Below are 20940 nucleotides of genomic sequence, written 5' to 3'. Positions count from 1 at the left end.
TACCCGGCGCCCAACGCGATGCGCGTGCGCGTCATCGGCGGCGGTGTCGCCGGGCTGACCAGCGCCCATGCCTTTGCTAAGCGCGGGGCGCAAGTCATTCTGGTGGAACGCAAATCCGCCACCGGGCAAGGCTGTTCCTGGTATGCGGGCGGGATGCTGGCGCCGTGGTGCGAGCGCGAGAGCGCCGAGCCGATCATCGCCGAGCTCGGCTTCGAATCGCTCGCCTATTGGCGCGAGGCGGTGCCGGACGTGCCGAACGAGGGCAGCCTCGTCCTCGCCCAGCCGCGCGATCTACCTGATCTCAAACGCTTTTCCCGCCGCACTGAGGGCTTCGAGTGGGTGGATGGGGCCGCTATCGCAGCGCTGGAGCCGGACCTAGAGGGGCGTTTCGACCAGGGGCTGTTCTTCCCCACCGAGGCGCATCTGGAGCCGCGCAAGGCGCTGGCGGCGCTCACCGAGCGGCTGGTGAACGAGTATAATGTCACGATCCGCTACGAGGCCGATGGGTTCGATGAGGCGGACGATCAGGCCGATCAGGCCGATGTGATCATGGATTGCCGGGGCCTCGGCGCGCGCGACCAGCTCGCCGACCTGCGCGGGGTGAAGGGCGAGATGCTCGTCCTCTATTCCACCGAGATCTCGCTCAAGCGTCCGGTGCGGATGCTGCACCCGCGCATCCCCGTCTATATCGTGCCGCGCGGCGACGGGCATTTCATGATCGGGGCGACCTCGATCGAGAATGACGAGCGCGGGCGCGTCACCGGCCGGTCCATGCTGGAGCTGCTCGGCGCCGTCTATGCGCTGCACCCGGCCTTTGGCGAGGCGGAGATCGTCGAGATCGGCGCGGATGTGCGCCCGGCCTTCCCCGACAACATTCCGCGCCTGCGCCGGCGCGGCAACACGATCTATCTCAACGGGCTCTACCGTCATGGCTTCCTCGCCGCCCCCGCTCTCGCGCGGCGCGCGGCGGATCTGGCGTTTGACGGAACCCGTTGCCCGGAGGTGATGGATGAAGATCATCGTGAATGGTGAGCCGGCGCAGACCGGTGCGGGCACGCTGGCCGATCTCCTCGTCGAGCTCGACCTCGCCGACGCCATGGTCGCGACGGCGGTGAACGGCGCCATGGTGCGCAAGGCAAAGCGCGGCGAGACCGCGATCAGCGACGGCGACCGGGTGGAAATCCTCGCGCCGATGCAGGGAGGCTGAGGGAGCCTGACATGGACGCCATGACCACGAATACCCTCACGGGCACGCTGGCCGACCCCGTGGAGTTCTACGGCACGCCCGTCGCCTCGCGCCTGCTGCTCGGCACCGCGCAGTACCCGTCGCCGGCGATCCTTGCCGAGGCGATCCGCGCCTCGAAAGCCGAGATCGTCACCGTCTCGCTGCGCCGCGAATCCGGGGCGGCCAAGGCCGGGCAGAGCTTCTGGCAGCTCATCCGCGACCTCGGCGTGAAGGTGCTGCCCAACACCGCCGGCTGCAAGACGGTGAAGGAAGCCGTCACCACCGCGCAGATGGCGCGCGACCTGTTCGATACGCCCTGGGTGAAGCTCGAGGTGATCGGCGAGGACGACACGCTCCAGCCGGACGTGTTCGGCCTCGTCGAGGCCGCCCGCATTCTCTCGCGCGAGGGGTTCCAGGTGTTCCCCTACACGACGGAAGACCTTGTCGTGGCGGAGAAGCTGATCTCCGCCGGCTGCGAGGTGCTGATGCCCTGGGGCGCGCCGATCGGCTCCGGCCGGGGGCTGAACAACCCCTATGGCCTGCGCTCCATGCGCGCGCATTTCCCCGGCATTCCGCTGGTGGTCGATGCCGGCGTTGGCGTGCCCTCCCATGCGGCGCTGGCGATGGAGCTCGGCTATGACGCGGTGCTGCTGAATACGGCGGTGGCCAAGGCCGGCGATCCCGTGCGCATGGCCCGCGCCTTCGCCCGCGCCATCGAGGCCGGCCGCGAGGGCCTGCTGGCCGACCCGATGGAGGTGCGCGACATGGCGGCGCCCTCGACGCCCGTGATGGGCCGCGCCGCCTTCGGCCAGTGAGACGCAGGTAATTCGATGAAGCTCGATCCCTTCTACCTCATCGTCGACCGCGCCTCCTGGCTGCCGCGTCTGCTGCCGCAGGGCGTGAAGCTGGTGCAGCTGCGCGCCAAGGACATGGACGCGGCGCAGCTTCGCGCCGACATCACACTCGCGCGCGAGGTCTGCGCCCGCTATGGCGCGCAGCTCATCGTCAATGATTACTGGCAGCTCGCCATCGAGCTCGGCTGCGACTTCATCCATCTCGGCCAGGAAGATCTCGCCGAGGCGGACCTCACTTATATCCGCAAGGCCGGCGTCCGGCTCGGCATCAGCACGCATGACGAAGCGGAGCTGGAAGTCGCGCTGCTGGCGCAGCCCGCTTATGTCGCGCTGGGTCCGGTCTATCCGACCATCCTGAAGAAGATGAAATGGGCCCCGCAGGGGCTGGAGCGCGTCACCGCCTGGAAGAAGCGGGTGGGCGATATTCCGCTCGTCGGCATTGGCGGGCTCACCATCGAGCGCGCGCAAGGTGTGCTGAAAGCCGGCGCGGACAGCGTGGCGGTGGTGACCGACGTGCTGCTGAACGCCAACCCGGAAGCCCGCGCCCGTGAATGGGTGGAAGCCACCCGCGAAGTGGTTGCCTGATCGCTCAACCCGCGGGGTAACGTGGCCTACCAGTCGCGCCCGGCCTGCGCCGGCTCCAGCCCGTCGAGGAAGCGGGCGGCGTCGGTGCGGAAGGTGTGGCGGCGGGCCTCGTCGAAGCGCGCGAGGTTGCGGTAGGGCATGGCGAGGCGCGGATTGCGCGCCAGCTTGTCCCGGTTGCGGTCGAGAAAATCCCAGTAGAGATAGTTGAACGGGCAGGCTTTCGGGCCGGACTTCACCTTGGGGTCGTAGCGGCAGCTGGCGCAATAATCCGACATACGGTCAATATAGGCGCCCGACGCGGCATAGGGCTTGGAACCGAGCACCCCGCCATCGGCGAACAGCGCCATGCCGTGGACATTGGGCAGTTCCACCCACTCCACCGCGTCGGCATAAACGATGAGGAACCATTCCTCCACCGCCGCCGGATCGAGCCCCGCCAGCAGGGCGAAATTGCCGATCACCATCAGCCGCTGGATGTGGTGGGCATAGGCGTGGGCGCGCGTGTCCTCGACCACATGGGCGAGGCAGGCAAGGTCGGTCTGCCCGTCCCAGAAGAAGCGCGGCAGCGGGCGCGTGGCGTTGAAGTGGTTGGAGTGGGCATAGTCCGGCATTTTCAGCCAGTAGATGCCGCGCACATATTCCCGCCAGCCAAGGATCTGGCGGATGAAGCCCTCCACCGCATTGAGCGGCGCCGCGCCTTCATGGAAGGCCCGTTCGGCGGCCGCGCAGACCTCGCGCGGCTGCAGGAGGCCGACATTGAGGTAAGGCGAGAGGATGGCGTGGAACAGGAAGGGGTCGCCCGCGCGCATCGCGTCCTGATAGTCGCCGAAGCGCGGCAGGGCATGGGCGATGAAATGATCGAGCGCGGTGAGCGCATCCTCCCGCGTCACCGCCCAGCCGAAGCCCTCCAGCGTGCCGAAATGACCGGGGAATTCGCGGGTGACGAGTTCCAGCACCTCTGCGGTGATCGCGTCCGGGGCAAAGCGCGGCGGGGCGGGGGCGAGGACGTCTTTGGGGAGCGCCTCGCGGTTCTCGGCATCGAAGTTCCAGCGCCCGCCAAGGGGCGCCTCGCCCTCCATCAGCAGGCCATGGGCGCGCCGCATCTCGCGGTAGAAGAACTCCATGCGTAGGCTGCGGCGCCCTTCCGCCCAGCGCTCGAAATCCCCGCGCGTGGCGAAGAAGCGGCTGTCGGGGCGGATCTCCAGCGGGATGGGCAGTTCTTCGCGCAAGGCAAGCAGCGCGTCCTCGACGCGCCATTCGCCGGGCTCGGTGGCGATGACGCGCGCTGGCGCGTGGCGTTCCACGGCGCGGGTGATCTCACCGGCAAAGCTCTGGGTGTTCGAGGGATCATCGAGGCGGATGTAGTCGACGCGCACCCCCTCTTGCTCCAGCGCCGCCGCGAAATGGCGCATGGCGGAAAAGAACAGGGCGATCTTCTGCGCGTGGTGGCGCACATGGGTCGCCTCCGCCCGCACCTCCATCATCAGCACGGTGTCGCGGGCCGGATCGAGCCCGTCGAGCGCGCTTAAGGAGCGGCTGAGCTGGTCGCCGAGCACGAGGCGCAGCGTGCCGCCGGGTTTGGCGGGAGGCAGCGGGCGAGGGGAGGAACGCGTCATCCCCTTCCTACGGCGCGGGAGCCCGACGGGTTCACCGCTTCCCGCTACTCCGCGACGGCGCTGAACGGAGCGGAGAAGGCCCGCTCCATTTCCCGGCGCAGGCGCACGATGGGCGTATCGGCGATGGTGACATCGGCCCAGCCGATCACCTCGCCCTCGACCATGTCGCGGCCCAGCGTGACGTTGTGGGCGAGGCCGATGGGCAGGGCGCCGCGCGCCAGGGAACTCGCCGCCGGCAGCAGCTTGCCCCACACGGTATAACCGCCCTCGCCGTCGAGCTTTTCCCCGGCCTTGAGCGGGCGCTTGGCGACCGCCACCACGTCGGCGTTGAAATGCTCGGTGACGCCCGTTGGCTCGCCTCGCAGTGCCGCCGAGGCGACGCTGATGCCGAGTTCCAGCCCGATCAGATGATAGGGGCGGTACAGCGCGGTGTAGCGTCCCGACGCATCGGTGACGACGCCATATTCCTTGAAGCAGCGCCGCGCGTAATCGCCGGAAGCGCCGCGCTCGGCCTCGAACACGACATAGACGCCCCAGCGCAGATCGCGGAACACCGGGCGCCCGTCGCGCTCGAGGCTGGAGACGGTCTCGACCGTGCCGGCATGTTCGAGAATGCCGCCGGCCTCGTGCGGGCGCAGCACATGGGCGAGATCGTCGACGCCGCAGGGCGGGAAGAGCAGCCCGTCCGAGGGGGCGCGCAGGTCCGCCGCATTGGCGATGGCGGCCATCTCGATGGAGGACTTCGTGCCGTCGGCGAAGGAGTTGAACATCTGCGCGTTCATGCCGCCCGCCGCCGCCTGCTCGGCGGTGAGACCGTACAGGCTCCAGATCGTGTCGGGGGTCGAGGCGTGGTAGCTCGGCAGGTACTTCGTGCCCTTGCCAGCGCAGACCACGTTGAAGCCGCAGGTGCGGGCCCAGTCCACCATCTCGCAGACGAGGGCCGGCTGGTCGCCATAGCCCATGGAATAGACCACCCCGGCGTCGCGGGCGCGAGCGGCGAGCAGCGGGCCGACCAGCACGTCGGCCTCCACCGTCACCATCACCACATGGCGCTTGTGCTCGATAGCCTTGAGCGCATGGGCGGCGCCGGCGGCGGGGCTGCCGGTGGCTTCCACCACCACATCCAGCCCGTCCGCAGCGATGAGGGCGTCGGCATCCTCGGTCAGCATGGTGCGCCCGCTCGCCAGCGCCTCCGTGAAGGAGGGGGCGAGCGCGGTCTCGACATCCCAGCCGGTGCGCTCCAGCGCGGCGCGGGCGCGCGGCACGGAAAGATCGGCGATCCCCAGCAGATGCAGGCCTGGCGTGGTGCGCAGCTGGGAGAGGAACATCGAGCCGAACTTGCCCGCGCCGATGAGCCCGACGCGGACCGGGCGGCCGGCGGTGGCGCGGGCCTTGAGCAGGCGGGCGAGATTCATCGGCGTGTCTCCCGGATGGCGGGTGCTGTGGCCGCACCCTTGAGGCGAGGCGCCGGTCGGCCGTTGGCGCGGCAGGCGGGCGCGGAAGAGGGATGGAGGGGCACCGAAGCGGCGCCGCGCCTCACTCGGCGGCGGAAGGGGTGGGCTGCGACTCGCGCGCGCGGGCGGCCTCGCGGGCGACGTCGCGCGCCGCCTCCATCGCCGCCGGATCGACGGGGATGCCCTCGCCGGTCGGCAGCGGGGCGCGGCGGCGGGCCTTGTCCTGCAGCGCGCGGATGCGGTCGGCGAGACTCGGCGGCGCGCCCTTGCGGGTGGGCGCGGCCTCGGCCAGCAGGGCGTTGATCGGCGAGCCCGGTCCTTCCAGCGCGGCGGTGAGCTGGGCGACCTCGGCGGCGATCTCGCTGATGTGCTGGCGCAGCGCGCCATCGGCCCGGCCGGCCGTGGCGACCGGAAGCAGGCCATCGAGACGCTGCTGCAGGCTGGCGCGGTCCTCGCGGGCCTTGGCGAGGGCGCCTTCCAGCATCGCCTTTTCCGCGCTGAGCATCCGGGCCATGTCCTGCGCGTGGCGGGCCTCGGCCTGCGCGATCTCGCGGGCGGAGCTGGCGTCGGAGACGCGGCGGGCGGCATCGGCCTCGACGCTGGCGCGGCGGGTCTCGGCGGCGTGGGTGCGGCGGGTCAGGTCATCGACCTTGAGGTGCAGTCCGGCCAGCTCCGCGCGCAGCGCCGAGGCTTCCGTGCTGACCGCGCCAAGCTCGGTCTCGGTGGCGGCGAGGCGCTCTTTCAGATCGCGCGTGCGGGCGACCTCGGTGACGAGGTTGTCGGTGGTCTGGCGCAGCCGCTCGCGCTCCGCGGACAGATGCGCATTGGCGGCGGTGAGGTGCCGGTCGAGATCGGTGATGCGGTCCTTCAGCGTGTCGCGCAGCGTGGTGAGCGCGATATGCTCGACCTTCAGCTCCTCCTCGCGGCCGGCGGTCGCCTCCAGCGTGTGGCGGGTGCTGGCGAGCTCGGTGCGGGTCTGGGCGAGCGCCACACGGGTCTCATTGAGATCGCCGGTACGCAGGGCGAGCTCATCGGTGACCTCACGATCATGCTCGGTCAGCGTCGCGTGGCGGGATTCGAGATCGGCGAGGGCGGCGGTCAACTCGTCGAGCCGGGTCTGGCGCTTCACCAGTTCCTCGGCCTGGGCGGTGATCTGGGTGAGGCGCAGCGCGGCTTCCTCGCGCAGGCGCTGCGTCTGCATCTCGGCCTGGCGCACGGCGAGGGCGAAGGCGGCGCGCGCCTCGTCCTTGTCGGCTTGGATCTCGGCCATGGAGACGGGCAGGGCGCTCTCGATGCGCCGGCGGGTCAATCGGACGGCGCGGCGCCAGACAGCCGGAAGGGTCAGCAGCGCGAGCAGCGTCGCCGCGAGAAAACCGATGGCGCAGTACATGATCACTTCGATCATGCGTGTCTCACTCTTCTACGCGGCCCCGCCGGCAGTGCCCGGCGGGCGGCGGCGGATCGCCGCCTCTTGATGCCCCGCCTCTCTCATAGCCGAGAGGCCTTGGCTGGGCGTTACGAAAGATCGTTACCGCATTTCCACGCGGAAAGCGCGGGAACGGGCCAGCAGACACCAAAACGGCCGGGTTGTCCCGGCCGCCTGTCGAAAAGCCCCGTCCGCGCTCAGAAGGGGTTCCAGGTCGCGGTGGGCGTGAACTTGAGATAGCCGATATTGGCGCCGAGGCGGACACCGACGCCGGAGCGGATCGGCACCACCACCATATTGTCCGCCCCGAGCGCCGTCATGCCGAAACCGGCGACGAAATAGGCTGAGCCGGAAATGCCGCCGAAGCGCCGGAAGATGTCGTTGATGGAGTTGAGGTTGTAGACGAGGATCATGGTGCGGGCGCCGTCGCCGCCGAAGTCCCAGCCGAGCGAGGGGCCCTGCCAGAAGACTTTCAGATCGCCGGCATTGCGGGTGTAAAGCGTGCCTTCGCCGTAGCGCAGGCCGCCGACAAAGGCGCCGGAGCCTTCCTGCCCGAGAATATAGCCATTGGGCTGGCCCCATTGGGAGACCGCCTTCTCGATGGAGAGGGCGAGCCCGCGCGACACTTCGCCGAAGAAGCCATGGCCCTGCTGGACCAGTTCGTCGCTCGAATAGGTGCTGTTCGAGGGGCCGGGCTGCTTGTACTGCGCGGCGGCCGGAGTGACGAGGACGGGAAGGGCAAGGAGCGCAAGGCAGGCAAGAAGGGCGCGCAAGGTCGGCATTGTCGGTCTCGCGGTTGGTCTCGGAAAAGGAATGGCGGCACGCGCGATGGCTGACCTAACGGCCGAACCGGTCGCCCTGCCAAGAGAACCCGGACCCTATCAATAGCACGGAGTGCGACCTTAGGAAGGCAGACACGCGTAGCTTCGTCCGTCCACGCTCCACCTTCCCCAACGATAGGTCGATGCCGGTGCCGGCGCGCGCTTCTACCCCTGCGCGCCATAGGCGATGAAGGCCGGCACCCGGTACTTGGCCTCGGTGCGGCCATAGCGCAGCGGGTTGCCGTCCGGCCGGCGCACGCTGCCGCCGGCGGCGCGCACCAGCGCATGGCCCGCCCCGACATCCCATTCGCAGACGGTGGACAGGCGCGGGTAGATGTCCGCCCGCCCCTCGGCCACCAGCCCGAATTTCAGCGCCGAGCCGCAGCTCAGGCTCTCGGCGATGTCGAGCGAGGCGAGGAGTTCGCGGGTGTCGGGATCGAGATGCGAGCGGCTGGCGATGGCGATGAGCCCGGCATCGGGGATCGGCCGGCAGCGGATCGGCTCCCACGTCGCCGCATCCACCGGCGCGCCGGCCGCGCGGGCGGCGCGGAAGGCACGCGCCTCGCCCGAGGCGAAGGTGCCGCCGGCATAGAGCTTTTCCACGGCGGGGGCGTAGATGATCCCGAGGCTCGGCACCCCGGCCTCCACCAGCGCGATATTGACGGTGAATTCGCCGCTCGACCCGATGAATTCGCGCGTGCCGTCGAGCGGATCGACCAGCAGGAAGGTGTCGGCCGGTGCCTCGCCGCGCCCCTGCTCGACCGCCTCCTCGGCGATGACCGGCACGCCGGGCAGCAGCAGCGCCAGCTCGGCGCGCAGCAGTTCCTCGGCGGCGAGGTCGGCGGCGGTGACCGGGCTTTCATCCGCCTTGTAGCGGGTGCTCATGCCCTCCGCGCGGATGCGCAGGATCTCGACGCCGGCCTTCAGCGCGGCCCCGGCCAGAGCCGCGAGCAGGGCGGGATCGCCCGAGAAAGAGGCGGGCGGGGAGGAGAGCGCGGTCGTCATGGCGGAACCCGGTGTGGCGCGATTGTGGCGAAGGTTGGCGTGGTCGGGGGGGCGGTGTATCACACCCGCAAACCAGCGCGGGTGATTTGCGCGCGATTCGCCGTACCGATCCGCCGATTTCCGCAAGGAGACGCGATGACCACCGTCGTCAACCTCGACAAGCTCGACCTCGCCGCGTTGCTGTGCTCGCGCGTCTGCCACGACGTCATCAGCCCGGTGGGCGCCATCGTCAACGGGCTGGAGGTTCTCGAGGACGAGGACGACCCGAGCATGAAGGCCTTCGCGCTCGACCTCATCGCCAAGAGCGCGCGGCAGGCCTCGGCCCGTCTCCAGTTCGCCCGCCTCGCCTTCGGCGCCGCCGGTTCGGCCGGCGCGCAGATCGACACGGGCGACGCCGAGAATGTCGCGCGCGGTTTCATCCAGGACGACCGCACGACGCTGGAATGGACCGTGCCGCGCACGCTCTCGCCGAAGAACAAGGTGAAGCTGCTGCTCAATCTGCTGATGGTCGCGACCTCCACCATTCCGCGCGGCGGGCGCATCAGCGTCGAGGCGACCGGCGAGGGCGAGGAGGGCGGTTTCCGCCTGCGCACCCAGGGCAGCCATTCGCGCATTCCCGCCCATATCGCCGAGCTGCTGGCCGGCGCGGCCCCCGAGGGCGGGGCGCTCGACGCCCACGCGGTGCAGCCGCACTATACTGGCCTGCTGGCGCGGGCGACCGGCTATTCCATCACCCTCGCGCTTGACGGCGACACGGTGGTGATCGCCGCCGAGCGCGGCTGAGCGACGCCGACGGGGACGGCATGATCTCGCGCTCCCGTTAGGTGAGCGTCTTTCAGAAGACATTAACGCGATCCGGCGACACTGTGGCTGCCCATGCTCTGGGCATGTGCCCTTGTTTGTACCGCTGGTCGCCTCATGTCGCGTTCTGATCTCACATCCGCCGGGCCGACCTCCGTGCCCCCTGCGGTCCGTGCCGGGATCGGCAGCTTGTCCGCGGTGGCGGCCGAGGCCGCCGCGAGCCTGCGTGTCCCCATGGGCGGCGCGGCGCGTGGTGCGGCCCGGACGGAGGTGATGGTCTTCGCTTTCCACAAGATGCGCTTTGCCCTGCCGGCGGCCCGCGTGGTCGAGGTGGTGCCGCTCGAGGGCGCGCGCTGGGACAAGATGGCCCGCATGGCCGCCGCCGGCACGCTGGGCGTGAGCGGCCTGCCGCTGATCCGCCTGTCCACCCGGCTGGGCTTCACCGTGGAACGCCCGACGCGCGGGGCGCTGGTGCTGTTCGGCGAGGCCGGGAAGGTGCGCGCCACCGTGCTGCTCGACGACCTGCCGACCCGCATGAGCGCCTCCCTCGAGGTGATGCCGCCGGCATGGCGGCAGGATTTCTGGCCTTGCGAGGATCTGATCGGCGGCGTCGCGCGCCTGCCGGACGGCACGCAGGCCGCTCTGGTCGATCTGCCGATCGGCGTCGCCCTGCCGCGCCCGCGCATGCCCGAGGCCAGCCGCGACAGCGCGCATCTTCTGGTGCGGGCGGGCCGGGCGGAGCCGGAGGCGGTGCGCCTTGCCAGCCTGCGCGGCATGAGCCCGATCGACGATATTCATCGCGGCGCCGGCATTGTCAGCCTCAAGCCGGGCCGGCGCATGCTGCTGCTGATCGGCGGGGAGGGCGATGCGCTCGCCGTCGACGAGGTGCTGGGCCTCGCCCCGCCCGGCCGTGTCGAGCGGGTGGACGGAGCGCGCTATCTCGCCACCAGCACCGGGCGCTTCCGCCTGCTGGAGCCGGGCGAGACCGTGCCGACCACGGCGCGCACCGGCCGCGTTCTGGTCGCCGCGCCGCAGGGCCCGGCGCGCGAGCAACTGCGCGACCTCGTGCACGCCATGGGGCATGACGTCTCGCTGGCGGACGACCCGCGCGCGGCGGAACTCGCCGGCGGGCGCTTCGACACCATTCTGGTCGATCTCGACGCCTATGGCGCGGTCGCCGTCACGAGCGGCGCGGCGCGGCGTATCGGCTTGGCGGCCCGCGAGACCGCGCCGCCGCCCGGTTTCCACGCCGTGGTGCCGGCGGGCGATGTGGTCGGGCTGATCGCCGCCCTGCTGCCAGGCGCGGCGAGGGCCGCCTGAACCCTCGGGCGCGGTCACGCTTCACGGATACGGCATGAGGGGTGTTGCGCTCTCAACGCCGCCGCTCCCGGCTGCTAGTGTCACACCATGATCACCATGCGGGCGCGGCCGATGCGGCTGATCCGACACCTAAGGTTTATCGTGGCGCTGCTGGCGCTCGCGGTTGCGCTGGCCGGCCCGGGCGCCGGGCTCGCCGCGACAACGCTGCGCGCGGCGCCGATGCCCTGCCATGAAAGCGCGTCGGCCACCGATGCCATGGGCGCCTCGGTGGCCGCACCAGTGGGCAAGCTTGATCCCGCCAGTCGCCATCTGTGCTGCGTGCTCGCCCAGATCGTCGCGCCGCTTCTCGTCGCGCCGGCACTGGAGCCGCCGCTGTGGCATGTCGCGACGCGCGCGGTGCCCGGCGCGGCGCTGCTGTTTGGCCGCGTGCCGGCCATTCCGGTGCCGCCACCCCGACCGGCCTGATCGCTTCGCCGCCCGGCTGTGGCCGGGCACGATCAGTTCATTCGGAGACACATCATGAAGACTTTTCTCGCGGCCGCGCTGTTCGCCGGCCTTTCGCTCGCCGCTGCCCCCGCATTCGCCCAGACCATGCCGATGGACGGCATGAACCATGGCACGATGGATCATGGCGCGATGACGTCCGGCGCGACGACCCCGGCGGCGGCCGGCGCGCCCTCGACCCAGGCCTTCGAGGCCGCCAATGCCCATATGCACCGGGAAATGGCGATCGGCTTCACCGGCAACACCGATGTCGATTTCGCGCGCGGCATGATCCCGCACCATCAGGGCGCGATCGACATGGCGCGGATCGAGCTGCAATACGGCAAGGATCCCGAGCTGCGCGCGCTGGCCGAGGAAATCATCAAGGCGCAGGAAAGCGAGATCGCCTTCCTCAAGGCCTGGCTGGCGAAGAACGCGAAGTAGGACGGTTCTTCCTCACCTCACCCACCAACCTCGTCATGGCCGGGCTTGGCCCGGCCATCCACGACTCCCGCGCGCACCCAAGTCGTGGATCCCCGGATCAAGTCCGGGGATGACGGCGCGCTGCGTGCGGCTGGTCCGGGACACGAACGGCCGCGTCCCGCCTCCGTTTCCCGGCCCAGCGACGCCGTAGGCGGAGCGCAGAGCCGGGATCCATCGCAGAGTTCTTTGGCAAAAGCCGTCGGCGCTTGTCGCTGGCGGGAGTCGTGGATCCCCGGGCCAAGCCCGGGGATGACGGCGCGCTGGGTGATGACGATGGCGTCACCATTTTCGACTGTCCACAACAACGAAAAACCCCGCCAAGGCGGGGTTTTCAGCAGCGGCGGATGGCAGGCGAGGGGCGCACCCCTCAGGCCGGGATGCGCTGGTCCTGCTCGCCCATCTCCCGCAGCACATAGCCGCGGCCCCACACCGTCTCGATGAAGTTGTGGCCATCGGAGGCGTTGGCGAGCTTCTTGCGAAGCTTGCAGATGAACACGTCGATGATCTTGAGCTCGGGCTCGTCCATGCCGCCATAGAGATGGTTGAGGAACATCTCCTTGGTCAGCGTCGTGCCCTTGCGCAGCGAGAGCAGCTCCAGCATCTGGTATTCCTTGCCGGTGAGATGCACGCGGTTGCCCGCGACCTCGACAGTCTTGGTGTCCAGATTGACCACCAGATCGCCGGTGGTGATGACCGACTGGGCGTGGCCCTTGGAGCGGCGCACGATGGCGTGGATGCGCGCCACCAGCTCGTCCTTGTGGAACGGCTTGGTGAGATAGTCGTCGGCGCCGAAGCCGAGGCCCTTCACCTTGTCCTCGATGCCGGCGAGGCCGGAGAGGATGAGGATGGGCGTCTTCACCTTGGCGACCCGCAGACCCTTCAGCACGTCGTAGCCCGACATGTCCGGCAGGTTCAGGTCGAGCAGGATGATGTCGTAATCGTAGAGCTTGCCGAGATCGACACCCTCTTCGCCGAGATCCGTCGTGTAGACGTTAAAGCTCTCGGACTTGAGCATCAATTCGATGCTCTGCGCGGTCGCGCGGTCGTCCTCGATGAGCAAGACGCGCATGCCAATCCCCTTCCCTCGCCATGGCCCCGGGGGGTTCAGCCCGTCGGACTACTCTGGTCCGCGCGCCACCCCTCCCCGCGCCCGGCCCGGCACACCCGATTCGTTCACTCGTGCATTAGGGGTAACAAAATCTGATTCTCGCGCACAAGCGGGGTCTCGAAATTTTCTTCGAGTCTTTCCGCAAGCGGCTGGCATTGAACCAGAATTTTTCAACCCAGAGGCTGGAGTCGAATCTTAAGAAGTGCTGGTAAGTGAGTCAGTCGACTCTGCTTTCGCCGCATCGACTGTCCGCACCGGACGATGCCCCGATCATTAACGAGGCCGGTAAACAAATCGTTTCCATCGCCTTGAAGAGTCGCAGATTCCGCCCCGCGCTACCGTTTGGCTCCACAGGAGTAAGGAAGCGGCAACATCTGGCGGTGAATATGGCTCTGCCGCCGCGTAAAGGCGGCTCGAACCGGTTGCGTGCGGGGGACGTCCGATGAGGATGACAGGGACAGGCGCCGGACCGACAGAGTGGAGTAACAGCCGACCATGAAGTCGCTTGATACACTCATCCGCCTCAAGCGGTTCCAGGCGGAAGAAAAGCGCCGCCATTTCGCGCAGATCCAATCGATGATCGGCGATTTCGACCGCATGGCGAAGGACCTCGACCGCGAGATCGAGGCCGAGGAACAGCGCACCGGCATCACCGATACGCAGCATTTCGCCTATTCCACCTATGCCCGCGCCGCCGCCACGCGCCGCGATAATCTGCGCCTTTCGGCCGATGAGCTGAAGCAGCAGCTCGACGACGCCAAGGCGCTGCTCGATGCGGCGCTGGAGGAGCTGAAGAAGGTCGAGGCGCTCGGCGAGCGCGAGCGCGGCCTCGAGGTTCCCGTGGAAATTCCGGTCCGTGCCGGTCGCGGCCGGGCGGCGCTGGGGGCCTGAGAGCCCCCGCGAGCCGCTTTCGCGTTGTGACGCTGTGCTGAGGTGGCAGGGGATGTCGCCGCCTGCGGCGGAGTCTCTCCTGGGCCCCGGATCATCGTTGCGCTGCGCGCAACTCGTCCGGGGAACGAGGTTTTTTACCGTGTCCCGGACGCCTGTAGCGCCAGCGGAAGGCGAGCCGGGATCCAGCGGAAGACTCTTCGGCTGAATCCTTTAGGCAGTGTCGGCTGCCGACAGCCCCCTCATCCCTCTCACTCAATGATCGGGACATGCGGCGCCGCCGTGCGGCGCAGCGTGCCGTCGAGGCGCGGATCGTCGACGATCTCCACCGCGCGGCCATAGGGTTTGAAGCCGGACTTGCGGTAGAAGCCGACCGCCGCCGGAAGGTCATGCGTGCAGGTGTGGACGAAGAAACGCCGGATCGGCCGCGCAAAGGCACGGGCGGTGGCGAGGTTCATCATCAGCCGGCCCGCGCCTGAGCCGGTTTCGCCGGCCACCAGTCCGAAAAACGCAAGTTCCGCTTCGCCCTCGGTGCGAAAATCCAGATCGACCAGCCCGATGTCGATGCTGGTGCCATCCGGCTGGGTGCGGGAGAGCGCGTAGATCTCCACGTCCGGGCTGCCAATGATGGCGGCGAGCTGGGCTTCGCTCATCTGCAGGCGCGAATACCAGAGCCAATCCTCGCCGATGCGGCGGAACAGGTCGCGATACCAGCCCGTCTCGGGCGCCGTGACGTGGCGAAGGCTGAGATGGGGCGCCTCCGGCGCCGGCAGGGGCGCGGGCTGGGCGTGCATCTCCAGAAAGGTGACGATGGCCGCGACCTTGCCGGCGGGCACATCGGCGAGCGTCGCCGGGGCGGGAAGGGGGCTCGGGTGGGCGGCTGTCTCGGTCATCGGGGGCTCCTGTGGGCGTCCTGCGCCTAGCAGATCACGGGCCAAGCGTCATCCGGGCCGCACGAGGAGGGTTCACAGCGGCGAATTTTCAGATATCTTGCGGTGAATTACATTTATTACATCTAATGAGAGTGAATTCATGACCGTCGCGGTGACCATCGACCAGGTCGGCAAATCCTTCGGCACGGGTGCGCCGGCGCTGGCGGACGTGTCGCTGGAGGTGAAGCCGAGCGAGCTTGTCGCGCTGCTGGGCCCCTCCGGCTCCGGCAAGACGACGCTGCTGCGCATCGTCGCCGGGCTGGAGCAGCCGAGCCATGGCCGGGTGCTGTTCGACGATCAGGACGCGCTCTCCGTCCCGGTGCGCCGCCGTGGCATCGGCTTCGTGTTCCAGAACTACGCGCTGTTCCGGCACATGACGGTTTCCGAGAATGTCGCCTTCGGCTTGCGCTCGCGCCCGCGCGCCGAGCGGCCGTCCGACACCGAGATCAAGAAGCGCGTGGCGGATCTGCTTGCCCTCGTGCAGCTCGAAGCGTTTGGCGGGCGCTTCCCCGCCCAGCTTTCCGGTGGCCAGCGCCAGCGCGTGGCGCTCGCCCGCGCGCTCGCCATCGAGCCCAAGGTGCTGCTGCTCGACGAGCCCTTCGGCGCGCTCGACGCGCTGGTGCGCAAGGAACTGCGCAAATGGCTGCGCGAGCTGCATGACCGCACCGGCCATACCACGCTGTTCGTCACCCATGACCAGGAGGAGGCGCTGGAACTCGCCGACCGCGTGGTGGTGATGGGCAAGGGCAAGATCGAGCAGGTCGGCACGCCCGACGATGTCTATGACAAGCCGGCGACCGCCGCCGTCTTCGGTTTCATGGGCGAATCGAGCCGGATCGAGGTCGAGGTGCGCGACGGTGTCGCCATTGCCGGCACGACGCCGATCGCGGCGGCAACCCATGCGGTGCCGGACGGGGCGGGCCTGCTCTATGTGCGCCCGCACGATGTCTCGCTGGGTCTTCCCGGCACGCCGGGCCTCAAGGGCGAGGTGCGCGGCTTCCGCCGCCATGGCGCGATCCGCCGGGTGGAGATCGAGGTGGGCTCCGCGCTGTTCGAGGCCGACATCGCCCCGACCGTGCGCGTGCCGATCGGCGAGAAGGTCGCGGTGCGGCTCGACCGGGCGCGGCTCTTCGTCAATGGCGGGCCGGGCGTCGATTGCCGCGCCCCGGCGGCGCAGCAGCCCGGCGAATACGCCATCTGAGGCGCTGCACGGGCCTCAGGGGTCCGTGCGACGGATGAAGGCGCCAAAGGCGCGGGGGCCGTCCGCCACCTCGATATCGGCGACCACCTTGAGCGTTTGCGCGTCGATCACGCTCAGCGTGTTGCTCTCCCAGTTCGCCACATAGACGCGCGTGCCATCCCGGCTGGCGGCGATGCCCTCGGGGTAGTCGCCGACTGCAATGGTGGCGAGGCGGGCGAGGCTGCCGGTGTCGAACACCGTGACCGTCGAGGCGTACTGGTCGGTGGTGAAGGCGCGGCCATTCGCCAGCGCCACCGCATAAGGCCGCTGGCCGACCTTCACCGTGCCGACGACCGTGCGGGTGGGGATGTCGATGATGGTCACGTCATCCGAGGCGACATTGGCGGTGTAGGCGCGCGTGCCCTCGGCATTGATGGTGACGCCGAAGGGGCGGGCGCCGACCTTCACCGTGCCGAGCCGGGTGAGCGTCGCCGTGTCGATGAAACTCACCTGATCGGAATCGCGGTCGGCCGAGAGCAGCAGCGCGCCATCGGGCGTCACCGCGAGCCCCGATGGGGAATCGCCGACCTCGATCTCGCCCGTCATCACCCCGCGCGCGGCATCCACCACGACGATCTTGTGCCGATACCAGTCGGCGACATAGGCCGGGCTGCCGGAAGGGTGCACGGCGACGCCGAGCGGCCCGCCGCCGACATCGACGCGGTGCTCGATGGTGCGGGTGGCGGCATCGAGAATGGTCAACGCCTTGCCGTCCGGCGAGGTGACGAAGGCGCGCCGGCCCAAAGGGTCCACCGCGATGCCGGCCGGCTTGCCGGGGATGGGCAGGGTGGCGACTACCTTGCCCGTGGGCAGGTCGACGACGGAGAGCGTTTCCGCCGGCTGCGAGGTAACGAACGCCTCATCCGCGCGGGCGGGCGCGGCGAGGAGAAGGGCGGCGAAGAGGATGGCGAGACGCGCCGGAACCCGGATCGTCGTCATCCCGGACGACCGAAGGTCGAGCCGGGATCGCGCCATGGCGGAGGGCGATCCCGGCGCGCGCTGATGCGCGGCCGGGATGACGAAGCGGGGTGGGGAAGGGGCCTCTCTCAACCGGGGAGAGAGGGCGTGTTGCGCCAGCGGATTCACCGGCGCCACCGCGTCAGCTTCCGCCTTCGATCTTCTTCTTCAGGCTGTCGAGCCCGGCCTTGTAGAGCCCCGTGACGGCGTTGATCGCGGCCTGGTCGTCCAGCTCCGGCGGCGGGTCGTTATTCGGGTAGCCGCGGTAGAAGGCGCCGCGCCACTCGACCTCGGACTTGGCGCCGCCCTCAGCGGGGGTGACGACCAGCCAGGAGGAGTAGTTGGTGACCGGCAGCACCTTCACGTCGACCTCGTCGATCCGGTACATCAGGGTCATCTTCTCCGGCTCGAGCTTGGCGACCTCTTCCTTCACCGTCGCGCCGTTCTTCAGCGTCAGGGTGCGCTTGGCGCCGGCCGCATTGCCGCCCGTGCCCTCGGTGGTGGCGACCACCGGGATCCAGCTGCCGTCCTGGAAATTGGAGACCACGGCCCAGACCTTATCCGGTGGGGCGTTGATGATGATCTTCTCGGAGATCTTCTGGCGGGTCGGGCCGTGCGCCTGAGCGGTGACAGCGCTGACGGCAAGGGTGGCGGCGGCAACGGCCACCGTAAGCAGTTTGAATTCCATCGTTTCCATCCCGGGGCTGGGTGCGTTCCGGGCTTTTGTCGCCCGTTACGGTGCAGTCTAGGACCGGATTGGCCGTTCGTGAATACACGTCGGAGTGGAAAACTTCCTGACCTAAATTCTTTGAAATTCTTAAGAGAATTCTTTGAGAATCTTAAGAAAGGCGGCGCCGAAGGCTTCCAGCTTGGCGGCGCCGACGCCGCGCACGGAGGCGAGCTCGGTGCGGCTGCGCGGGTGCTCCACCGCCATCTCCTCCAGAGTCTTGTCGGCGAAGACGACATAGGCCGGCACGCCGCGCTCGGCCGCCAGCTCGCGGCGCAGCGCCTTGAGCTTGCCGAGCAGCGCGCTCTCGGCCGGGGCCAGCTCTGTGGCGCTCTCGCCGCGGCCGGGTTTCTCACGCCGGCGCTTGGCGGGCGCGCGCAGGGTGAAGGCGCGGGTACCGCCGAGCACGGCAAGGCCGGTCTCGGTCAGTACCAGCGCGCCGAAGCGGGTCGGGTCGGCATTGAGCGCGCCGGTGGCGACAAGCTGGCGCAGCAAAGCGCGCCATTCGGTGGCCGGCTTGTCGCCACCCGCGCCGAAATCGGCGAGGCGGTCATGGCCGCGCCCGCAAATCTGGTCGTTGCGCTGGCCGGTGACGAGGCTGGCGATATAGGCGGCGCCGTACCGCTCGCCGCTGGCGCGCACCAGACGCAGCACGAGCTGCGCGTCGCGGCTCGCATCCACCACCTTGGGCGGATCGCGGCACACGTCGCACGCCCCGCAGGCCTTGGCTCGCTCGCCGAAATAGCCGAGCAGCACGGCACGCCGGCAGGTCACCGCCTCGCAGAAGCCGACCATGGCGTCGAGCCGGCGGGCTTCCACCATCTTGCGCTCGGGCGGGGAGGGCTCCTCGTCGAGGAAGCGGCGGCGGGTGGCGATGTCGCCGGCGGAATAGAGCAGCAGTGCCTCGGAGGGCGCGCCGTCGCGGCCGGCGCGGCCGATCTCCTGATAATAGGCTTCCAGCGTGCCCGGCGAATCCGCGTGCAGCACATAGCGCACGTCCGACTTGTCGATGCCCATGCCGAAGGCGACGGTGGCGACCATCACCACCCCGTCCTCGGCGAGGAACACTTCCTGATTGGCCGCCCGCGCCTCCGGGCTCATGCCGGCATGGTAGGGCAGAGCGCGCACGCCCGCCGCCTGCAGCCGCTCGGCGGTCTCCTCCACCTTCTTGCGGGAGATGCGGTAGACGATGCCGGCGACGCCCTCGCGCGCCCGCACGAAGCTCTCGATCTGCCGCGCCGGATCTTTCTTCTCCTCGACGCCGATGAAGATGTTCGGCCGGTCGAAGCCGGAGACGAAGACGCGGGCCTGCCCGCCGAACAGCCGCTCGACAATGTCGTCGCGCGTCGCCTTGTCGGCGGTGGCGGTGAGGGCGACCAGCGGCGCGGCGGGAAACAGCTCGCGCAGCTTGCCCAGCGCCAGATATTCGGCGCGGAAGGAATGGCCCCATTGCGAGATGCAGTGCGCCTCGTCGATGGCGATGAGGCCCAGCGGCAGCCGGGCGATAGCCGCCAGCATGCGCTCGGTGAGCAGCCGCTCGGGGGCGAGATAGAGCAGGCTCACCTCGCCGGCGGCCACGCGCCGCCAGATCGCGACATTCTCCTCGCGCGACTTGCCGGAATGGATCGCCTCGGCGGCGACTCCCTGAAGCTTCAGCGCGTTCACCTGGTCGTCCATCAGCGCGATGAGCGGGGAGACGACGAGGGAGAGCCCGCCGAAGACGAGGGCGGGAAGCTGGTAGCACAGCGACTTGCCGGCGCCCGTCGGCATCACCGCCAGCGTCGGCACGCCCGCTAGCACGGCATCCACAACTTCCTGCTGGCCGGGGCGGAAGCGGTCGAACCCGAACACCTCGGCCAGCTTCTGCCACTTGCCCTGCTCGATGGCGGGCGGCAGCAGGCCGATTGAAGGGTGGACGGGGATGTTCATCGCGGGTTCGTCGTGCTCCCTGTCGCGCAACGCCCTTGGCAGCGCCGGCTCGGGTGGAGATGGTAACGCCGCCCGGAACGGATTCGCGGGCTTTCGAGAGAATCACTTCGGATGGCCCTCGAGCTCACCCTCGGTTTAACCCTCGTTGCGCTGCTGTTCGAGGCCGCATTGGGCTATCCGCGGATTTTGCTGGAGCGGATCGGCCATCCGGTGATGTGGGTGGGTCGGCTGATCAGCCTGCTCGACACCCATGTGAACCGCGAGACCGACACGCCGCTGGAGCGCAAATTCGCCGGTGTGGTGACGCTGCTGGTCCTGCTCACGGTCGGACTTACGGCCGGGGCGGCGGTCCAGAAACTGTTGCTGTTGCTGCCCATGGGCTTCTTCTACGCCGCCTTCGCGGGCTCGACCCTGCTCGCCCAGCGCAGCCTGCACGAGCATGTCGCCGCCGTCGCCGACGGGCTGGAGCGCAGCCTTGCCGAGGGGCGGCAGGCGGTGTCGATGATCGTCGGGCGCGATCCCGAAAAGCTCGACGAGGCGGGTGTCGCCCGTGCGGCGATCGAGAGCCTCGCGGAGAATTTTTCCGACGGCATCGTCGCGCCGGCCTTCTGGATGGCGGTGGGCGGGCTCGCGGGCGCCTGCGCCTACAAAGCGGTGAACACCGCCGACAGCATGATCGGCCATAAGGATGCGCGACATTTGCAGTTCGGCTGGGCGTCGGCGCGGTTCGACGATCTGGTGAACCTGCCGGCCTCGCGCCTTGCCGGGCTGCTGCTGATCACCGGTGCCGTATTCGTGCCCGGCGCCTCGCCGCGCGCGGGCTGGATCGCCATGCGGCGCGACGCGAGGAAACATCGCTCGCCCAATGCCGGCTGGCCGGAGGCGGCGCTCGCCGGTGCGCTCGGCATCGCCATTGCCGGCCCGCGCCATTATGGCGGGCAGCTCTCCACCGACGGCATCATGGGCGAGGGTGGCCGGCGCGACTGCACCGCCGCCGATATCCGCCGGGCGCTCCAGCTCTACCGCGCGGCGGATGGGGTGATGGTGGCGGTGTTGTCCATCGTGGTGATCGCGCTGGCGATTTGA

Annotated in this window: 21 protein-coding genes; 11 read left to right on the top strand and 10 right to left on the bottom strand. The window is 69.2% G+C overall.

The genetic code is table 11. From position 1 onward, the window contains the following. Positions 1-18: 18 nt before the first annotated feature. Genes AncyloWKF20_RS09885 through AncyloWKF20_RS09870 form a run of 4 tightly spaced genes read left to right on the top strand, consistent with a single transcriptional unit; the run spans position 19 to position 2664 of the window. Entirely contained in the window at positions 19-1032 is a 1014-nt protein-coding gene (locus tag AncyloWKF20_RS09885; RefSeq protein WP_279317931.1) for an FAD-dependent oxidoreductase, read from the top strand. Beyond that, positions 1010-1207, top strand: a complete 198-nt coding sequence (gene thiS / locus AncyloWKF20_RS09880) for a sulfur carrier protein ThiS (protein ID WP_279317672.1) — start codon at positions 1010-1012, stop codon at positions 1205-1207. Before AncyloWKF20_RS09885 ends, thiS begins: the two co-directional genes overlap by 23 nt. Positions 1208-1227: 20 nt before the next feature. Continuing rightward, positions 1228-2040 carry a thiazole synthase gene (locus AncyloWKF20_RS09875; protein WP_279317671.1) on the top strand — a complete coding sequence of 271 codons (813 nt, stop codon included), beginning with the start codon at positions 1228-1230 and terminating at the stop codon, positions 2038-2040. Positions 2041-2055: 15 nt separating this feature from the next. Beyond that, positions 2056-2664: a thiamine phosphate synthase gene (locus AncyloWKF20_RS09870; RefSeq protein WP_279317670.1), complete on the top strand. Its 609-nt coding sequence runs from the start codon at positions 2056-2058 to the stop codon at positions 2662-2664. Between the two features lie 26 nt (positions 2665-2690). On the opposite strand, the gene AncyloWKF20_RS09865 is transcribed toward AncyloWKF20_RS09870, so the two are convergent. The 5 genes from AncyloWKF20_RS09865 to cysQ form a co-directional block, all read right to left on the bottom strand. Next, positions 2691-4280, bottom strand: coding sequence for a cryptochrome/photolyase family protein (locus AncyloWKF20_RS09865; protein ID WP_279317669.1), 1590 nt, complete (start codon positions 4278-4280; stop codon positions 2691-2693). Positions 4281-4324: 44 nt separating this feature from the next. Next, positions 4325-5695 (bottom strand): Gfo/Idh/MocA family oxidoreductase, encoded by a 1371-nt coding sequence (locus AncyloWKF20_RS09860; protein WP_279317668.1) that lies wholly within the window; start codon positions 5693-5695, stop codon positions 4325-4327. A gap of 121 nt (positions 5696-5816) precedes the next feature. After that, positions 5817-7139, bottom strand: coding sequence for a hypothetical protein (locus AncyloWKF20_RS09855; protein ID WP_279317667.1), 1323 nt, complete (start codon positions 7137-7139; stop codon positions 5817-5819). A gap of 218 nt (positions 7140-7357) precedes the next feature. Next, positions 7358-7942: a DUF1134 domain-containing protein gene (locus tag AncyloWKF20_RS09850; RefSeq protein WP_279317666.1), complete on the bottom strand. Its 585-nt coding sequence runs from the start codon at positions 7940-7942 to the stop codon at positions 7358-7360. A 204-nt stretch (positions 7943-8146) separates the two neighbouring features. Continuing rightward, positions 8147-8986, bottom strand: a complete 840-nt coding sequence (gene cysQ / locus AncyloWKF20_RS09845) for a 3'(2'),5'-bisphosphate nucleotidase CysQ (RefSeq protein WP_279317665.1) — start codon at positions 8984-8986, stop codon at positions 8147-8149. Between the two features lie 135 nt (positions 8987-9121). Between cysQ and AncyloWKF20_RS09840 the strand changes: the two genes are divergently transcribed. From AncyloWKF20_RS09840 to AncyloWKF20_RS09825, 4 genes are all read left to right on the top strand, one after another. Continuing rightward, the gene (locus AncyloWKF20_RS09840; protein ID WP_279317664.1) at positions 9122-9769 is read left to right on the top strand and encodes a histidine phosphotransferase family protein; all 648 of its coding nucleotides are present in this window, start codon (positions 9122-9124) and stop codon (positions 9767-9769) included. A 216-nt stretch (positions 9770-9985) separates the two neighbouring features. After that, entirely contained in the window at positions 9986-11107 is a 1122-nt protein-coding gene (locus AncyloWKF20_RS09835) for a chemotaxis protein CheW (RefSeq protein ID WP_279317930.1), read from the top strand. An 87-nt stretch (positions 11108-11194) separates the two neighbouring features. Continuing rightward, entirely contained in the window at positions 11195-11572 is a 378-nt protein-coding gene (locus tag AncyloWKF20_RS09830) for a hypothetical protein (RefSeq protein WP_279317663.1), read from the top strand. A gap of 54 nt (positions 11573-11626) precedes the next feature. After that, a complete protein-coding gene (locus tag AncyloWKF20_RS09825; protein ID WP_279317662.1) occupies positions 11627-12034 on the top strand; it encodes a DUF305 domain-containing protein in 408 nt (135 codons plus the stop codon). A 406-nt stretch (positions 12035-12440) separates the two neighbouring features. Here the strand turns inward: AncyloWKF20_RS09825 and AncyloWKF20_RS09820 are convergent, their stop codons facing one another. Then, a complete protein-coding gene (locus AncyloWKF20_RS09820; RefSeq protein WP_267581606.1) occupies positions 12441-13142 on the bottom strand; it encodes a response regulator transcription factor CtrA in 702 nt (233 codons plus the stop codon). 534 nt (positions 13143-13676) lie between these two features. On the opposite strand from AncyloWKF20_RS09820, the gene AncyloWKF20_RS09815 reads away from it, so the two are divergent. Continuing rightward, positions 13677-14072, top strand: coding sequence for a flagellar export protein FliJ (locus AncyloWKF20_RS09815; protein ID WP_267581607.1), 396 nt, complete (start codon positions 13677-13679; stop codon positions 14070-14072). Between the two features lie 248 nt (positions 14073-14320). Here the strand turns inward: AncyloWKF20_RS09815 and AncyloWKF20_RS09810 are convergent, their stop codons facing one another. After that, on the bottom strand, positions 14321-14962 hold the full coding sequence (locus AncyloWKF20_RS09810; RefSeq protein ID WP_279317661.1) for a GNAT family N-acetyltransferase: 642 nt from the start codon (positions 14960-14962) through the stop codon (positions 14321-14323). 139 nt (positions 14963-15101) lie between these two features. Here AncyloWKF20_RS09810 and AncyloWKF20_RS09805 point away from each other — a divergent pair, with 139 nt between their 5' ends. Beyond that, complete coding sequence (locus AncyloWKF20_RS09805; protein WP_279317660.1) at positions 15102-16202, top strand: sulfate/molybdate ABC transporter ATP-binding protein; 1101 nt, start codon at positions 15102-15104, stop codon at positions 16200-16202. 15 nt (positions 16203-16217) lie between these two features. Here AncyloWKF20_RS09805 and AncyloWKF20_RS09800 read toward each other — a convergent pair whose 3' ends face one another. From AncyloWKF20_RS09800 to recQ, 3 genes are all read right to left on the bottom strand, one after another. Then, positions 16218-17180, bottom strand: a complete 963-nt coding sequence (locus AncyloWKF20_RS09800) for a YncE family protein (protein WP_279317659.1) — start codon at positions 17178-17180, stop codon at positions 16218-16220. 160 nt (positions 17181-17340) lie between these two features. Continuing rightward, positions 17341-17886 carry an SRPBCC family protein gene (locus AncyloWKF20_RS09795; RefSeq protein WP_279317658.1) on the bottom strand — a complete coding sequence of 182 codons (546 nt, stop codon included), beginning with the start codon at positions 17884-17886 and terminating at the stop codon, positions 17341-17343. A gap of 129 nt (positions 17887-18015) precedes the next feature. Continuing rightward, on the bottom strand, positions 18016-19854 hold the full coding sequence (gene recQ, locus AncyloWKF20_RS09790) for a DNA helicase RecQ (protein ID WP_279317657.1): 1839 nt from the start codon (positions 19852-19854) through the stop codon (positions 18016-18018). A gap of 111 nt (positions 19855-19965) precedes the next feature. On the opposite strand from recQ, the gene cbiB reads away from it, so the two are divergent. Further along, entirely contained in the window at positions 19966-20940 is a 975-nt protein-coding gene (cbiB, locus tag AncyloWKF20_RS09785; protein WP_279317656.1) for an adenosylcobinamide-phosphate synthase CbiB, read from the top strand.

It is taken from the genome of Ancylobacter sp. WKF20, assembly GCF_029760895.1.
GTDB lineage: Bacteria > Pseudomonadota > Alphaproteobacteria > Rhizobiales > Xanthobacteraceae > Ancylobacter.
Note: the sequence above shows the minus strand (reverse complement) of the source record. Positions and strands in the feature narration are given on the sequence as shown.

Excerpts from the sequence above, each read along its gene's own strand:
- AncyloWKF20_RS09875 (WP_279317671.1), top strand. The coding sequence starts at position 1,228 with ATGACCACGAATACCCTCACGGGCACGCTGGCCGACCCCGTGGAGTTC.
- AncyloWKF20_RS09855 (WP_279317667.1), bottom strand. The coding sequence starts at position 7,139 with ATGATCGAAGTGATCATGTACTGCGCCATCGGTTTTCTCGCGGCGACG.
- thiS (WP_279317672.1), top strand. The coding sequence starts at position 1,010 with ATGAAGATCATCGTGAATGGTGAGCCGGCGCAGACCGGTGCGGGCACG.
- cbiB (WP_279317656.1), top strand. The coding sequence starts at position 19,966 with ATGGCCCTCGAGCTCACCCTCGGTTTAACCCTCGTTGCGCTGCTGTTC.
- AncyloWKF20_RS09815 (WP_267581607.1), top strand. The coding sequence starts at position 13,677 with ATGAAGTCGCTTGATACACTCATCCGCCTCAAGCGGTTCCAGGCGGAA.
- AncyloWKF20_RS09830 (WP_279317663.1), top strand. The coding sequence starts at position 11,195 with ATGATCACCATGCGGGCGCGGCCGATGCGGCTGATCCGACACCTAAGG.
- AncyloWKF20_RS09800 (WP_279317659.1), bottom strand. The coding sequence starts at position 17,180 with ATGACGACGATCCGGGTTCCGGCGCGTCTCGCCATCCTCTTCGCCGCC.
- AncyloWKF20_RS09810 (WP_279317661.1), bottom strand. The coding sequence starts at position 14,962 with ATGACCGAGACAGCCGCCCACCCGAGCCCCCTTCCCGCCCCGGCGACG.
- AncyloWKF20_RS09860 (WP_279317668.1), bottom strand. The coding sequence starts at position 5,695 with ATGAATCTCGCCCGCCTGCTCAAGGCCCGCGCCACCGCCGGCCGCCCG.
- recQ (WP_279317657.1), bottom strand. The coding sequence starts at position 19,854 with ATGAACATCCCCGTCCACCCTTCAATCGGCCTGCTGCCGCCCGCCATC.
- AncyloWKF20_RS09820 (WP_267581606.1), bottom strand. The coding sequence starts at position 13,142 with ATGCGCGTCTTGCTCATCGAGGACGACCGCGCGACCGCGCAGAGCATC.
- AncyloWKF20_RS09805 (WP_279317660.1), top strand. The coding sequence starts at position 15,102 with ATGACCGTCGCGGTGACCATCGACCAGGTCGGCAAATCCTTCGGCACG.
- AncyloWKF20_RS09870 (WP_279317670.1), top strand. The coding sequence starts at position 2,056 with ATGAAGCTCGATCCCTTCTACCTCATCGTCGACCGCGCCTCCTGGCTG.
- AncyloWKF20_RS09865 (WP_279317669.1), bottom strand. The coding sequence starts at position 4,280 with ATGACGCGTTCCTCCCCTCGCCCGCTGCCTCCCGCCAAACCCGGCGGC.
- AncyloWKF20_RS09885 (WP_279317931.1), top strand. The coding sequence starts at position 19 with ATGCGCGTGCGCGTCATCGGCGGCGGTGTCGCCGGGCTGACCAGCGCC.
- AncyloWKF20_RS09850 (WP_279317666.1), bottom strand. The coding sequence starts at position 7,942 with ATGCCGACCTTGCGCGCCCTTCTTGCCTGCCTTGCGCTCCTTGCCCTT.
- AncyloWKF20_RS09795 (WP_279317658.1), bottom strand. The coding sequence starts at position 17,886 with ATGGAATTCAAACTGCTTACGGTGGCCGTTGCCGCCGCCACCCTTGCC.
- AncyloWKF20_RS09840 (WP_279317664.1), top strand. The coding sequence starts at position 9,122 with ATGACCACCGTCGTCAACCTCGACAAGCTCGACCTCGCCGCGTTGCTG.
- AncyloWKF20_RS09825 (WP_279317662.1), top strand. The coding sequence starts at position 11,627 with ATGAAGACTTTTCTCGCGGCCGCGCTGTTCGCCGGCCTTTCGCTCGCC.
- cysQ (WP_279317665.1), bottom strand. The coding sequence starts at position 8,986 with ATGACGACCGCGCTCTCCTCCCCGCCCGCCTCTTTCTCGGGCGATCCC.